We start from the raw sequence: 15,648 nt of genomic DNA on the forward strand, positions 1-15,648 counted from the left end.
CTACAAAGTAGGTAACAAGTAAGTTTAGAGTTTAGTCAAAAGCTCGATAAACTGTCGAGCGATCCGAGGTGCATCAAATTCCGACACTTTAGCACGACCTGCTTTCCCCAAAGTAAGGGCTTTTTCAGGCGACAGGAGTACCTCTGCTAGCTGGCGTGCTAAATCTTCCGGATCTAAAGGGGTCGCAAGCATTCCTTGTACACCATGCTGAATTAATTCAGGTGTAGAAGACGAACGACTAGCTACAATTGGCTTAGACGTCGCCATCGCTTCGGCAAAGACAATCCCAAAGCCTTCTTGCAAACTTGGTAAGCAGAAGACATCGCAGCCAAGATACTCAGATACAAGATCCTCATAGGAAAGATAACCAAGAAACTTTACATTTTGATTCAAACCAAGTTCTTCCGCGAGACGACGCAGATTGTGCCATTCTGGACCCTTACTAGCGATTCGCACTTCCACATCTGGGAGTTGACGGCAAAGAAGTGCCGTAGCTCTAATCAGGGTAGCAACATTTTTGCGCGGATATTGCACCCCCACACATAATATGGTAGGATGCGTAGTCACTCTGTTCTGTTGATTTTGTCTCGTAGCTGCGACTCCAGCATCCCACCCTTGAAGATTTATCGGTGGCGGTATTATTTGAATATCTCTTTTATACTCGTAAAGTTCGGCTAGTCTAGCGCAGGAGTAGTTGCTAGTAGCAATTACCATACTAGCACGATTGACACTAATTCGCTCTGCTTTTGCCATTAACTCTAGCGATGTACGCACTAAACCCCGCTCAAATTTGGCTTCATCAGCAATGATACCGTGAATGTAGGCAATAAAAGGTGCTTTGATGCGATTAGCGATGGTGTAACCATCCATATCTAGCCCAACGACTGCATCATAATCATCGAATCGGCTTGGATCAAGTCCCCAATTCCACCGAAAACGATCTACCACATAACCCATAAGTCCCGATGGTTTATCTGGAGTAAATACATCAACGGTATGACCTTGCGATCGCAGCTGATCAATCAGGTATGCATTACCAACAAAGGTACCACTCCCAAGCTTAGCATTCTGGGGTGTAGCTGTAATAAATGCTAGGTTCATTGAAAACAGACTTGATAGTTATTTAATTAACCTTGCTATTATAAAGTTATTTATATTGAAACTATGACAAATATCCAAACAACATTGGTTCTTGGCATGACGGCTGATGGAAAAATTACTCCTGTAGATCAGAAAGCACCTCGTATTTCTTTTCCAGCTGATTCTTTACACTTGCAATATCAAGCTTCCCTTGCAGATTTATTCTTGATAGGAGCACAAACAATTCGGATGGAAGGAGTAACTTTTATTCTTGATAATCCCGAATTATCAGCCGCCCGTAAAGTTCGAGATCAGTCTGCTCAACCGATTACCTGTGTTATTTCACGCTCACTAAATATACCAGCAAATCTGCCTTTTTTTACCCAGGAAGTTGAGCGATGGATATTTACAACACGGGCTAGTTTAGAGCAAAGTTCTAACACGGCAATCTTGAGTAAGCAGGCAGAATTAATTGATGTGGGTGAGACAGATATAGATTGGGAGAAAGCCTACAACTTCATGGCAAAAAGGGGTATCCGCAAGGTTGTTGCTCTGGGGGGTGGCTCTTTGACAGCTTCTCTAATGGATGCTGGGCGAATTGACGATTGGTGGTTGAGTATTTGGCCTGCGATTTATGGAGGTAAGCAGGCACCTACTCCCGTAGAGGGGGAAGGTTTTCTGCCTAAAAATGCTCCTTTGCTCGAACTGATCGAAACTCGTCAGGTTGGAAATGAATTTTTTCTGCACTATCGTATATTGAAAGAATTACCTGATGGTGTAAAGAAAAAATTTTATTCTCCATCATAATCATAAGTACTCACATATACCCGATTAAAAAACGGAGATTATAACTATATTTGAACTGGTCGCGCCCAAGAGCCTCCGAATAAAGGCGCACTTCTGTTGGGGAGGAATGGGCGCTCCGGAATTGGTGATTGGGGGAGATCCCAGTTAAGAGTCCCAGGAATAGGGCTCTGTAAAATCTCTCGCGATACAGACTATATTGATAGTGTTCCAGTTCTTCACAAAAGTAGGGCATCCTCTATGACTCATTTTGGGATAGTTTGTCCCTGTGCAGCGTCTCACATCAGTACAATGACAACTTTGGGTTGGGAACTTCAACAACGAGGTCACCAAGTCACGTTTTTTGGTTTGCCCTATGCTCAATCTATGGTATCAGACTTAGGATTAGGCTTTCGTGTAGTAGGAGATTCAGATATTCCCAAAGAAAAGACAGCCCAAAAGCGAGCTAAGTCATCTGTAAAGGTTGGTTTTGCTGCAATGCGATCGCACATCGATTTAGCCGCAGAGGATGTAGCTGCTTTACTGCGAGATGCGCCCAGAGCCATGAGAGAAGAAGGTGTAGAAGCCTTGCTAGTGGATCAAATTTCCTATGAGGGGGGTTCTCTTGCTGAATTCCTAAACATTCCCTTTTTTAATATTTGCTCTGCTTTACCATATAACCCTGAAAACAGTGTTCCTCCCTGTTTCACTTCTTGGAATTATCAAAAAGTTTGGTGGGCAAAGTTACGTAATCAAGCTGGTTACGCACTACTTAATTATGTTGGGCAACCTATCTTGGATGTGGTAAGGGAATATCGTCAAGAATGGAAGTTACCTTGGTTGTCTAAACCTAGCGATTCTTATTCGCATCTTGCTCAGATAAGTCAACAACCTGCTGAGTTTGAGTTTCCTCGTACTCAATTGCCTGATTGTTTCCATTTTGTAGGACCTTTACAGAATCCACGCATAAGGAAACCAGTTCCTTTCCCTTTTGAACAACTAACTAATCAACCACTGATTTATGCCTCTCTAGGTACTTTGCAAAATCGCCAAATACAGATTTTTCAATGTATTGCTGAAGCTTGTCTGGGGTTGGATGTACAGTTGGTCATTTCTCTGGGTGGTGGTATCAGTCCAGAATCTATGCCAAAACTACCAGGTTCTCCTTTGGTTGTAGGCTACGCACCCCAATTAGAACTGCTGAAGGTAGCCTCTCTTGTCATTACCCATGCAGGTGCTTGTACGGTTTTAGAAACCTTGAGAGATGGAGTACCGATGGTGGCGATCCCCATTACCGATGATCAACCAGGGGTAGCAGCCCGTCTCACTTGGACAGGAGCAGGTGAAGCTGTCTCCCTCTCCCGTTTGAACGTTCCTCGATTGCGAGCAGCTGTACAACGAGTGCTAAACGAAGATTCTTACAAGAATAATGCTTTGCGTCTCCAACAAGCTATTGAGCGAGCTGGTGGAGTGACTCGTGCTGTAGATATTATTGAACAGGCTCTATCTACAGGCAAGCCTGTAAAATTACTTTATAATTTTCCTTATGAGTAAACCAGCCACTTCTGTAGTGAATAATTGTTTAAAGTTATCTTAAATAAATAGTTAATTTTTCTGATTTGATGAGTTTTTTTTCAATGTACATAAACCAATTCCTGGAATAACACCTAAAATAACTGCTGTCAATCCTTGTCCAAAAAAATACAATATTTGATCGCGATATACTAGTGGAATAAATTGTTGTATAAGGGAAAGAAAACCTATCGAAATACTGATTAAAGAAAATGAAAAAGAGGGTAAAAAATTCCACCACCAAGAACCTACAGTATATCGTCTCAGTATCAACCATTGAAAAAAACCAAGCCAAATTCCTGAAATAATGTATGCGCAGGTTGATAATATCCCAAAAAAGAATATTTCATGAGGAGATAAATTTTTATTTAAAGTTGATACCATTGATGAAATATGACTAATCCACGCTGCGGAAATGCCGTTAGCAATGAGCCAACCTATACTGGTAGCAAGAGCCCACAGCCAACCAGATATATATCGATGCATAACAAACGCCTGATCAGCAGCAAAAATCACTGCGAATAAACCATTACTTAGATATCTTTCAGTTTTATACCATGTTAATTGCTGCCCTACCGTAGGTGAGAATCCGTGGAGTAATGTTTTCTCTAAGGTTAGACTAGCAATTCCACCTACAGCCCATCCCAGAATGGTCATAATTGTAAATTTAATTAAGAATTTCCGTTGCTGGGAGCGTGGGATTAAAAACTTAGACAAGTCGGGAATGCGAGAATTAGATTCTTTATTAAAGCGACGGTGGTTTGAGTCGGTTTGCATAGAAGTTCTCTAGCTATTAGTTAGTAATCTAGAATAGTCCTCCTTTTCTAAGTCCAGAAACCAAAAGGACGGATCAGGTCAATAATCAACAATTGAAACAATCTTGAGTAATAGACCCTAAACTAAGTATTTAGCAGCACATACGTCCAATAGCAAGCTTAAGAAAGTACTATCAGTATCCAAGCTTGAGCAGACAATGTCTCCTCTCGAAACTTTATTTTTGTATGTATTGTTTCGGACGCGATAGACTACTCAAGTTGTAACATCATAATAACCCCACAAAAAGGTTGTTTGGGGTTAGGGTGGTTGACTGGTCTTGTTTTAACAGTATTCCACCTTTTTTGTCCAACATCTATCCAGCGCTTTACACTTAAGGTGGGCTCGGCTTCCGCTTACCGCTTGTTTTGCCAAAGCTGAAACGACGAAAATAGCTTGTTTTTTCCCTGATGGCTCAGAAAGTTGTAATAGTGGAATGATAAGCTAAACAATGACATAAAAAAGAGTTTAGGATAACTGTTAAATGGGTATTTCCTCAAACGCTCCTTATCTTCTAAGGGCAGCTCGTGGTGAAGTATTAGATCGTCCTCCCGTCTGGATGATGCGTCAAGCAGGACGTTATATGAAAGCTTATCGAGATCTAAGGGAGAAGTATCCTTCATTTCGCGATCGCTCAGAAATACCCGAAGTAGCGATAGAGGTATCTTTACAGCCTTGGAAAGCTTTTCAGCCAGATGGAGTGATTCTGTTTTCTGATATTGTCACACCGCTACCTGGTTTAGGTATTGACATGGACATTGCTGAAGGTAAAGGTCCAATTATTGACTCACCTATTCGCACTCAAGAACAAGTTGATCAGCTACGCCCTCTAGACCCGGAAGCGTCACTACCCTTCATCAAAACAATTTTACAAGCGTTGCGCCAAGAAGTTGGTGACAAATCTACAGTGTTAGGTTTTGTTGGTGCGCCATGGACATTAGCAGCTTACGCAGTGGAAGGGAAAGGTTCTAAAACCTACTCCATCATCAAAAATATGGCGTTCTCAGACCCCAAGGTACTGCACCAGCTTTTGGAAAAATTGTCTTCAGCGATCGCCACTTATGTTCGCTACCAAATTGACTGTGGTGCGCAAGTAGTACAAATGTTCGATTCTTGGGCAGGTCAACTGAGTCCTCAAGATTATGAAACTTTTGCTCTACCATATCAGCAAAAAGTTTTTCAGCAAGTCAAGGAAACGCATCCAGACACACCCCTAATTTTATTGGTTAGTGGAAGTGCAGGGCTTCTAGAGAGAATGGCTTTATCTGGTGCGGATGTTATCACTGTAGATTGGACAGTAGATATGGCAGACGCACGTTCAAGATTAGGAAAACACGTTAAAGTCCAAGGTAATCTTGACCCAGGCGTGCTATTTGGCTCCCATGAGTTTATCCGCGATCGCGTCCTTGATACTGTTCGCAAAGCTGGTAACTGGGGACATATTCTCAATCTTGGTCACGGTGTTCTACCAGAAACACCAGAGGAAAATGTAGCTTTCTTTTTTGAAACTGCAAAGCAGATCAATTCCTTGGCAATTAAGGGGTAGAGGCAATGGGCATGGGGCATGGGGCACGGGGCATGGGGCATGGGGCATGGGAGAAAAAAAAGGTAAATTCTACGCAGTATTAACTTCCTTCTTCCTTCCAGCCAAGAATTTATCGATGTAATTCTTCTCCTCTACCCTATGCCCTATGCCCTATGCCCCATTAAAATTTATGAACCAGAAAAGGATTTTAGTGACTGGTGCAAGTGGTTGTATCGGTCATTACTTAGCTGAAGCCTTAATTCAGGAAACAAACCACGATTTGTATTTGTTGGTAAGAAACCCTAGTAAACTACAAATTGATACACAAGTACGTTCGGGTGTCACGGTTTTACAAGGTGATATGCAAGAAATTAGTCGTTTCTCAGACTTGCTGAAAACGGTTGATATTGCTGTGCTAACGGCGACGGCTTGGGGTGGTACACAGACATTTGATATTAATGTAGGCAAGACACTAGAGTTGCTGGAACTGCTACACCCAAACAGATGCGAACAGGTGATATATTTTTCCACTGCTAGCGTTTTGGGGAACAATAATCAACCATTAAAGGAAGCTGGGGAAATTGGGCACGACTACGTACGCTCTAAATATGATTGCTTACATCGTATGTCTAAGTTAGCGATCGCACCCAAAATTACCACTGTTTTTCCTACTATTGTGCTGGGGGGCGATCGCAATAAACCCTATTCCGCCGTAACATCAGGCATCCCAGATGTTACTAAATATATAGATTTAATTCGATTTTTTAAGGCTGATGGTAGTTTTCACTTCATCCACGCACGAGACATTGCTACAGTGGTGCGACATTTGATTGAACACCCTCCTCAAAGTGATGAACCCCACCACTTAGTTTTAGGTCAAGCACAGGTGACTGCTAACCAAGTCATTGAAGAAATTTGTGCTTACCTCGGCAAAAAGATTTACTTCCGCATTCCCTTATCGTTATCAATAGCCAATTTGATTATCTTTTTGTTCCGCATTCAGATGGCTGAGTGGGATCGGTTTTGTATGAACTATCGGCATTTTACTTACCAAAACGTAGTCAATCCCGCCAGTTTTGGTTTGTTAAATTATTGTGTCACAATAACCGATGTGTTAAAAATTTGTGGGGTGAAGGGGAATTCAAAAATCAAAATTAACCACTTTCCCAGCAAGCCAACACCTTAGCCAGGAGGGTGATGACTATTCTTGTAGCCCCTGGTAAAGTGAGCCTTTGATCATTTTATCTACTGCGTAAATCTGATGAGTCGTCAAACACCCCGCTTCTACGGTTTTTTGTCGATTGCTGCTGCAATTGTCACCATTGCCCTGAAGTTTGGGGCTTACCTGCTAACTGGATCAGTGGGTTTCCTTTCAGATGCAATTGAATCAATTGTGAATTTAGTCGCAGCAGTGGTAGCACTGTGGGCAATCACTTATGCTGCCAAACCAGCCGATGCTGAACACGCCTTTGGTCATTCTAAAGCTGAATACTTCTCTAGTGGTGCAGAAGGTGCGTTGATTGTAATAGCAGCGATTAGTATTGCTGTTGAAGCTTGGGGACGTTTGCTACATCCAGAACCTCTAACACAACTTGGACTTGGGTTAGCACTCTCGCTGGTTGCAACAGTAGTCAACGGTGTTGTTGCCTTTATATTGCTACGCGCAGGGAGACGATTCCGTTCTATTATTCTTCGCGCTGATGCACACCATTTATTTACCGACGTGATAACTTCGGTTGGTGTCGTAGTTGGAATCTTCCTTGTCAAGTTAACAGGTTCTTTAGTGCTTGACCCAATTATTGCTCTCTTGGTAGCAGTAAATATTGTTTGGACAGGATTTCGTTTACTGCGGGAAACTGCTTCTGGGCTACTGGATGCGGGGTTACCGAAAGACGAACTTCAGACAATCTCCCTGATTCTTAGCGAGTACGAACGTCAAGGCATACAGTTTCACGCTTTGCGAACTCGTGTTGCCGGAACGCGTCGGTTTGTTTCCTTCCATGTTCTTGTACTTGGATCTTGGACAGTCCAACAAGGACACGACGTGTGCGAGGCGATTGAACTAGCTATTATCCAAGCACTACCTTTAACCACCGTGACAACACATCTAGAGCCTCTCGAAGATCCAGCCTCCTGGGAAGATCAGCATTTGGATCGAGCCAAGTGACCAACAAGAGCAGCAGGTTAGGTTTAGCCGTTAATGCTTAAGCCCCAAGGCAAGCGGATCTTTATTTTAATGAGTGTGTTAAATTGTTTGCCCTGTTCCTTCCCAAAATGCGACAGCGGCAAAAACTAAGAATAGCACCCCACCGATCGCAGTGATCATGCGCTCAGAAATTCTTCCAGCGATTAACTTTCCACCCATCACCGCAATTACAGTGCAGATGGTATGTCCCAAAACTGCTCCAGCGGTAACGCCTAACGCGTTATTAGAAGCGGCTAGGGTGATCGTTGCAATTTGAGTGCGATCGCCCCACTCAGCTAAAAATGTCATGATAAAGCTTTCTAATAAGATTGCTAGCGTATTACTGCTGTTTTTGAGATTCTTTTCGCTTTGTTCAACGGCTGCTTTTGCCTCCTCTAGAACTTCGTCTCCTGCCGCAACTGACATCTGACTTGCTTGATAAAGCAACTTAATACCAAATAGCAAAAACAATGCTATTTCTGTGTAGTGGGTATAGATTTTGGGTAAAAACGCAATCACATGTCCAAGCGCAACTGATAGAACCGTCATCGCTGCTAATGCCGCGATGACTCCAGCAAAAACTAGATTTCTTGGGTGACGCATCGATAGGATGACAGCAATGAAGAAAGTTTTGTCACCCAGTTCAGAAATTGTGATCAGTAATAAACCTGCCGTAAACGCTGCTAACACAGTCAGTCTCCTCAGAATTGAACTTAATCTGAGTGAGCCTGATGAGCGCAACAACACTTCACCAAGCTCACACAGTCGATGTGAACTCAGTGAAGGTCTCGCTTCTCAAGCTTGAATATCAAACTCAATCCCGTTTCTAGATTGAGCTAAATATCAAAAACTTAGTACCCAAACCAGGCGAATTGCCAGTATGTTGATCTGGGCAACTGGTTGAATAAGTAACCAGCAGCTACTCCCCTTCAATTGATAACTGATCATAACATGAAAAAACTGCTGTTACAACCTGCGGAGAATATTTTGTTTTTCAGCTATAGGGCTACAATATGGACTGAAAGAAAGCGAGGCACTCTATAGGTTGCCACATCAAAGACCGGTAACCCCTACAACTGTGAATGGTTTTAACCACTCGGCAAATTAGGTGATATATTTTATATTCAATCTTTAGTGATTATCCCTGTCAGCAACCCCGGTCTGTTCGTGGAGCGTCTCCCTTTCGGGAAGGCTCATTTGGGCAAAACTACTATGCGTACAGGGCGAACAATTTGAGGCGGTAATTGTCCCGTTGAAAGTACAACACAAAAGTACACCGAGTTAAGTAGCCCCAAGGCGGTAGTGGTAAAAAAAATATAAAGCCCTCCTAGAAGGACGGGGTTTCTACCCAAATAAACTGATGACTTAAGCAACGCTTTAGGAACAAAAATAGGGCTTTAGCCTATCTTAATTATTAATTAATTCTTTTTAGATGAAAATGGTTTTTCCATTTCCTAAATACTTAACTCACGATTTGAGTAATTTTTCAAAAAAGAGGTTTGACACTTAATGCGAGTTTTATTGGTCTATCCTATTTTTCCTAAAACCTTCTGGTCATACGAAAAAATATTAGCATTAGTTGATCGCAAAGTTTTATTACCACCCTTGGGGTTGGTAACAGTCGCAGCAATTCTACCTCAAGAATGGGAATTTAAGTTAGTTGATCGCAATATTCGACCAGTCACCGAGGAAGAATGGGCATGGGCAGATGTGGTAATTTTCTCCGCCATGATAGTCCAAAAACAAGATTTACTCGAGCAAATCAAACAAGCAAAACAACGTGGTAAGTTGGTCGCGGTGGGTGGTCCATATCCCACTTCAGTACCTCATGAGGTTCAGGAAGTTGGTGCAGATTTTCTTATTCTTGATGAAGGAGAAATCACCCTGCCAATGTTTGTGGCAGCAATCGAAAGAGGAGAAACTTCTGGGACTTTTCGCGCTACAGAAAAACCCGACGTGACAACAACGCCAATACCCCGCTTTGATTTGCTAGAATTTGATGCTTACAGTATGATGTCGGTTCAATTTTCGCGGGGGTGTCCTTTCCAGTGCGAATTTTGCGACATTATTGTTCTCTACGGTCGGAAATCCCGTACTAAAACACCAGAACAATTGTTAGCAGAATTAGATTACCTGTACGAATTGGGTTGGCGGCGTAGCGTTTTTATGGTAGATGATAACTTTATTGGCAACAAGCGTAATGTGAAATTGTTGCTAAAAGAGTTAAAAGGCTGGATGGCAGAACACAATTATCCGTTCCATTTTGACACTGAAGCTTCAGTTGACCTAGCACAAGACCCGGAATTAATGGAGTTGATGGTTGAGTGCGGTTTTAAAGCAGTGTTTTTGGGAATTGAAACACCGGATGAAGAGAGTTTGGAACTGACAAAGAAGTTTCAAAATACCCGCAGTTCCTTAGTTGATGCGGTGCATACGATTATCAAAGCAGGACTGCGCCCAATGGCTGGGTTTATTATTGGGTTTGACGGAGAGAAAAAGGGCGCAGGCGATCGCATAGTCCGCTTTGCAGAACTAGCAGCAATTCCCTCTACGACCTTCGCCATGTTACAAGCACTTCCTCATACAGCACTTTGGCATCGCCTTAGTCAAGAAGGACGACTACGGGAAAATAAAGATGGTAATATCAATCAAACAACTTTAATGAACTTCATTCCCACCCGTCCTTTAGAAGATATTGCCAGGGAATATATTGAGGCATTTTGTGCTTTATATGACCCAGTGCAATACTTGGATCGGACTTACCGTTGTTTCCTGATGATCGGTAGTCCAAGTTGGAATACACCTTTCAAGATTCCAGATTGGACAATTTTAAAAGCTTTTTTAATTATTATCTGGCGACAAGGAATCAAAAGGCAAACCCGTTGGAAGTTCTGGCATCACTTGTTTAGCATAATTAAGCGTAACCCTAGGGCTGTTGAGCTTTATCTTGATACCTGTGCCCACAATGAGCATTTCTTAGAGTATCGCCAAATTGTACGCGACCAAATCGAATCTCAACTAGCCGAGTATCTAGCACAAGGTAAAGAAAAGCCGTACGTGCCACCAGTGAAAACACCAGTAGATGTTTGTTGAGGGGGGCATGGGGCATGGGGCATGGGGCATGGGGCATAGGGCATAGGGCATGGGGCATAGGGCATAGGGCATGGAGCGGAGGGGCGGAGGGGAAGAAATATATTGGTAAAGTTTTAGCGAGAAGTATTAATTGTTCTCGAATAAACCTTTTTTTCTCCCCTGCACCCCTGCACCCCTGCACCCCTGCACCCATGCCCCATGCCCCATGCCCATTGCCCTACTCAGTTATTTAATACCCAGCTAACGAGTGTACGAACACCAAAACCAGTTGCTCCAACACCGTTGTAGCCATTTTCTTTATCTGCCCAAACTGGTCCTGCAATATCAAGATGCGCCCAAGGAGTCTCTTTGACAAACTGCTTGAGGAAGAGGGCAGCTGTAATGGAACCACCAGCGCGTGGTCCGGTGTTTTTCATATCAGCAATACCAGACTTTAGCCCTTCAAAATATTTTTCTTCCATTGGTAGCCGCCAAATCTTTTCTCCGGCAATTTCGGCAGCTTTCTGTAACTCAGAAGCTAAAGCATCATCAGGAGAGAACAAACCACCAATGTCATCACCCAAAGCAATAATACAAGCACCGGTAAGAGTGGCTAAATCAACGATCGCATCAACACCTAGTTTAGTAGTAAAAACTAAAGCATCAGCCAAAGTCAAACGGCCTTCAGCGTCAGTATTATTAACTTCAATAGTCTTACCATTAGAAGCTGTGAGAATGTCACCGGGGTGCATAGCATGACCACTGATCATGTTTTCAGTGACTGCGGAAATAAAGTGTACTTCAACATCTGGCTTAAGCTGTCCAATAGCTTTAGCTGCGCCTAAAGTAGCTGCTGCACCGCCCATATCTATTTTCATGGTTTCGATACCGCTACCAGCACCTTTTATATTAAGTCCACCGGAGTCAAAGGTTAAACCTTTACCAACAATTGCCAGCTTACGTTTGGGTGTACCTTCTGGTTTATAAGTGAGGTGAATAAATTTAGGGGGTAAGTCAGAAGCTTGTGCTACTCCTAAAAAAGCCCCCATACCCAACTTTTCGCACTCTTCTCGTTCTAGAATCTCCACGTGCAAATTGTGTTCCGAGGCGATCGCTGTGGCAGTTTCCGCCATAGTAATTGGTGTTACTGAGTTTGCTGGTGCTGCTACTAACTGCCTTGCCAAAATAACACCGGAGGAAATTTGATGCGCACGGGTAATAGCTGCCTCTTGTTCACCCAATCCCAGCAAATCTACTTGTTCAACTTGTGGTCCTTTATCCTCTGGTTCAGATTTAAAGCGGTTATCTTGATACAGTGCTAACTCAACACCTTCAGCTAGGGCTTGCGCAGTTTGTTCTGCATCATCATTCCAAATTGGTAAACTAACGCCGACTGTTTTGCACTTTTGCTTTTTAGCTAAACGTGCTGCTGACGCGGCTGCTTTGCGTAGGGTTTCGAGAGTTAAGGCTTCTTTTTTTCCTAAACCCACAACCACAACTTTGCGAACTGGCGTTGCTGTACCCACTCGAGTAACAACACTGCTACCTTGCTTACCTTTAAATTCTTCTTCAGCAATCAGTTCTTTGATAGAACCGGCAAATTTTTCATCTAGAGTTACTAAATCACCAGCTAACTCTACTGAGTCTTCAAATAATCCTATTACCAACCCGTCCCCAGTCCATTCAAGAAGTGGGGTTTTCGTTGCACGAATTTTCATTTCTAGATTCTGTGTAAAAGTTCTTGTACCAGTATTGCGCAAAATATGCAGTTTATGCATATTGGTTAGCGCGTCCTCGAACATCCCGAGAAAATCGCGATCCACATTCCGATCGCAGCCCGAAATAGGTGATTTAGTACTCTAGGTTTAAGCACCTGACGAAATCTCACTGCTCCCCTTGTAAGTAATGATTAACAGAGAATTTTCCTCTCAGCGTGTTAGTCTACTTTGAACCACGCCAAAATTATAAGAAAGTAGGCTGAAAACCCCGTGCATTTATGCCGGGGATGAAAGCTACCAGAAGCCCTTTAGGGCTGAGTGACGTTTTCTCTTTTCGGTTCGGGTAGCGTATCTAACAACTCTTCGATCACTTGAGTCATGGTTTTATCTTTCTCAGCAGCATATAATTGTAACTTATGCATTCTACGTTCTGTAATCCGAATATGTAATTCTTTTTTAGCCATTTTGAGACACAATGACGACACATTTATGTTATCATAGATTCAGTTAACAACAAACAAGGAGGTGATAATACTTGCTAACAAACTATGTATACAAGCTACGTCCTAACGTCAGCCAATCAAACGAAATGAATCACTGGATTGACATGTTGAGAAGTCAATATAATTGGTGTTTGGCTGACAGGATTACCCAATACAACCAGCAATTCATTCATGGTGATTACTGCGATATTAGAACCAAGGGCGAGGCTTGCCCATTAACATGTTTTGTTAGCAAGAATGGGGCTACTGGTGAACCTTGGAAAGACAGCAAGGTTGATAAGGATGGGAAAACCTTGAATCCCCGCCGTAGCGCTGGAGCTATTCAAATAACAGCACTACCAATACTTAAAAAAGCTAGACCTTGGTATGCTCAGATTGATGCAACGGTACTACAGCAGAACATTACAAGATTAGATAAAGCCTACGAGAATTTCTTTAATGGGAGCGGGTTCCCTAAGTTTAAAAATCGTTCAACTTTCTCATCGTTTACTTACGCTGTAGGGGTCAAAGTTGAAGGCAATAAAATCTATCTGCCCAAACTGGGTTGGATGAGATTCTTTAACTCTAGACCGATTCCCACTGGTTTCACTGTCAAAGCTGCAACAATTCGTAAGCGTCAAGATGGGTGGTATGTATCGGTGAGAATCGAGAACAAAACTGTACCTGATTACATCCCAAAACCCTTAACGGAAATCAAATCTGTACTGGGCTGTGATATGGGGATATCCAAACTCGTTCACCTGTCGGATGGTTATCAAGTTAAAAATCCCAAGTTTTCAACCAACAAGAAAGTTAAGCGCAGGCTGAAAATTAGGCAGCGTAGAGTTAACCGCAAGGTTAAAGGTAGTAAGAATCGTAGAAAGGCGGCTATTAGAGTTGGTAAGCTACACAAGAAAATTGCTGACAAACGTCAAGCTTACCAATGGGAAGTAGCTAGCTTAATCGCTTCTAGAAATGTTGATTGCATAGCGATTGAAGACTTGAATGTTTCTGGAATGCTCAAGCGCTGCCGTCCAAAAGTTGATGAGGTAACAGGACGATTTTTAAAGAATGGGCAGAGTGCAAAGAAAGGTTTAAATCGTTCAATCTCTGATGCTAGCTGGAATGAGTTAACTCAGAAAATCGAGTACATGGCTGTGAAGTCAGGAAAGATTTTAATCAAAGTGAACCCTAAACACACAAGCCAAAAATGTAACGCTTGCGGTCACGTTGATGCTAGTAGTAGGGACAAAGAAAAGTTCATTTGTGTTGCCTGTAATCACATGGCGCAGGCTGACATAAATGCAGCTAAAAATATCAAAGAACTGGCTGTGTCTAACATAGCAAGTATGGTACTGGGGGACTCTCAGAAACCAGGGTCACGAGACTCTAAACGCCCGAAACAACGTAAGGAGACATCAACACGCCGCAAAGGCAAACGTGTTGAGCCTGGGAACCTTAGTGATAAGGATATTGAGAGACTTGTCTCTTAAGAATCTCCGCGTCTTTAGACCGGAGAGTGTCAATCATATTGAGGGCTAAAAATCCGACTCCCAACTACTTGATCAACTATTTTTGGATAGAATCCGTGAGCAATTTGACGGAATTCGCCTGAAGTAACAAGCTTGCCCCAGCAATGAAGAAAGCAAATATCATTATCATTTTTCTCCCTGAGCATAGATGCAGCTTTAATTTGGCACATTTGATCTGTGTGAGAAAGCATCTCAACAGATTTATTGTTCACGCTAGATACAGCGTCGATTGGGGAAATGTTATATATCTCAGGAAGCCTAGTTACAGAAAATTGTGTGCGATTAATAGCTCTAGCTAGGGCTAGCTGATCGTGCTTTTTAAACTTTAGCCACTCCTGATGCCATAGCTCAAATAAAGACTGAGTTTGTATACTGTCCCTCCAAAGAATTACCCCACTATTAAACTGAGTTGTGCTTTCTGGAAGATATTGTAAGGTGTAACTTTTCTCTTCTGGAAAAATATGATCGCACAGGGACAAGGTTGGACGTCTGTCGACCACCATAGCTATATCTCCTTGAGAGAGATAGTCCCAAATATCAGAAATAGGTCTTAGGGGAAGAATATCTGCATCTAGAAAAAGTGTTTCCTTGTATGGACTAAAGGTTGATAGACGTGTCTTAATGTGCCTAGATAAAAATGATCTATGATCATTTATCTCAGTTGCCTTAATAAATCTAGGAGTAATTTCGTAGGCATCAAGAGGCAGAAATTTCAATAACAGATGATCACAGATCAGAGTGATCGGTATCTTTGGCTCCAATTGACGTAGGCTCATCGCACTGATTAACGCTGCTTCCAGATATAAACTATTTCCGATTGCGAAATAAACCACTCCTCGATTTGTCATATAAAGAAGCTTTAGATCATGAACAATACTTTACAATA

Annotated in this window: 12 protein-coding genes; 7 read left to right on the forward strand and 5 right to left on the reverse strand. The window is 42.4% G+C overall.

Features of this window, described 5'->3' with window-relative positions:
* Positions 1-24 precede the first annotated feature (24 nt).
* Positions 25-1,101 (reverse strand): glycosyltransferase family 4 protein, encoded by a 1,077-nt coding sequence (locus G4P69_RS04855; protein ID WP_208339369.1) that lies wholly within the window; start codon positions 1,099-1,101, stop codon positions 25-27.
* Positions 1,102-1,164: 63 nt separating this feature from the next.
* Here G4P69_RS04855 and G4P69_RS04860 point away from each other — a divergent pair, with 63 nt between their 5' ends.
* Together G4P69_RS04860 and G4P69_RS04865 are read left to right on the forward strand one after the other, a co-directional pair.
* Positions 1,165-1,887: a RibD family protein gene (locus tag G4P69_RS04860; protein WP_208339368.1), complete on the forward strand. Its 723-nt coding sequence runs from the start codon at positions 1,165-1,167 to the stop codon at positions 1,885-1,887.
* Between the two features lie 237 nt (positions 1,888-2,124).
* Positions 2,125-3,417 carry a glycosyltransferase gene (locus G4P69_RS04865; protein ID WP_208339367.1) on the forward strand — a complete coding sequence of 431 codons (1,293 nt, stop codon included), beginning with the start codon at positions 2,125-2,127 and terminating at the stop codon, positions 3,415-3,417.
* A gap of 51 nt (positions 3,418-3,468) precedes the next feature.
* On the opposite strand, the gene G4P69_RS04870 is transcribed toward G4P69_RS04865, so the two are convergent.
* On the reverse strand, positions 3,469-4,212 hold the full coding sequence (locus G4P69_RS04870) for a hypothetical protein (protein WP_208339366.1): 744 nt from the start codon (positions 4,210-4,212) through the stop codon (positions 3,469-3,471).
* 520 nt (positions 4,213-4,732) lie between these two features.
* On the opposite strand from G4P69_RS04870, the gene hemE reads away from it, so the two are divergent.
* From hemE to G4P69_RS04885, 3 genes are all read left to right on the forward strand, one after another.
* Positions 4,733-5,794, forward strand: coding sequence for a uroporphyrinogen decarboxylase (gene hemE / locus G4P69_RS04875; protein ID WP_208339365.1), 1,062 nt, complete (start codon positions 4,733-4,735; stop codon positions 5,792-5,794).
* Positions 5,795-5,963: 169 nt separating this feature from the next.
* Complete coding sequence (locus G4P69_RS04880) at positions 5,964-6,959, forward strand: NAD-dependent epimerase/dehydratase family protein (protein ID WP_208339364.1); 996 nt, start codon at positions 5,964-5,966, stop codon at positions 6,957-6,959.
* 75 nt (positions 6,960-7,034) lie between these two features.
* Positions 7,035-7,940 (forward strand): cation diffusion facilitator family transporter, encoded by a 906-nt coding sequence (locus G4P69_RS04885; protein WP_208339363.1) that lies wholly within the window; start codon positions 7,035-7,037, stop codon positions 7,938-7,940.
* A gap of 78 nt (positions 7,941-8,018) precedes the next feature.
* On the opposite strand, the gene G4P69_RS04890 is transcribed toward G4P69_RS04885, so the two are convergent.
* On the reverse strand, positions 8,019-8,648 hold the full coding sequence (locus tag G4P69_RS04890; protein ID WP_208339362.1) for a TMEM165/GDT1 family protein: 630 nt from the start codon (positions 8,646-8,648) through the stop codon (positions 8,019-8,021).
* 819 nt (positions 8,649-9,467) lie between these two features.
* Between G4P69_RS04890 and G4P69_RS04895 the strand changes: the two genes are divergently transcribed.
* Positions 9,468-11,051 carry a B12-binding domain-containing radical SAM protein gene (locus G4P69_RS04895; RefSeq protein ID WP_208339361.1) on the forward strand — a complete coding sequence of 528 codons (1,584 nt, stop codon included), beginning with the start codon at positions 9,468-9,470 and terminating at the stop codon, positions 11,049-11,051.
* Positions 11,052-11,272: 221 nt separating this feature from the next.
* On the opposite strand, the gene G4P69_RS04900 is transcribed toward G4P69_RS04895, so the two are convergent.
* Positions 11,273-12,748 carry a leucyl aminopeptidase gene (locus G4P69_RS04900; protein WP_208339385.1) on the reverse strand — a complete coding sequence of 492 codons (1,476 nt, stop codon included), beginning with the start codon at positions 12,746-12,748 and terminating at the stop codon, positions 11,273-11,275.
* A 535-nt stretch (positions 12,749-13,283) separates the two neighbouring features.
* On the opposite strand from G4P69_RS04900, the gene G4P69_RS04905 reads away from it, so the two are divergent.
* Complete coding sequence (locus G4P69_RS04905; RefSeq protein ID WP_208339360.1) at positions 13,284-14,723, forward strand: RNA-guided endonuclease InsQ/TnpB family protein; 1,440 nt, start codon at positions 13,284-13,286, stop codon at positions 14,721-14,723.
* A gap of 29 nt (positions 14,724-14,752) precedes the next feature.
* Here G4P69_RS04905 and G4P69_RS04910 read toward each other — a convergent pair whose 3' ends face one another.
* The gene (locus G4P69_RS04910) at positions 14,753-15,610 is read right to left on the reverse strand and encodes a glycosyltransferase (protein ID WP_208339359.1); all 858 of its coding nucleotides are present in this window, start codon (positions 15,608-15,610) and stop codon (positions 14,753-14,755) included.
* Between the last annotated feature and the right edge of the window lie 38 nt (positions 15,611-15,648).

Source organism: Aetokthonos hydrillicola CCALA 1050 (assembly GCF_017591665.1).
Lineage (GTDB): Bacteria > Cyanobacteriota > Cyanobacteriia > Cyanobacteriales > Nostocaceae > Aetokthonos > Aetokthonos hydrillicola.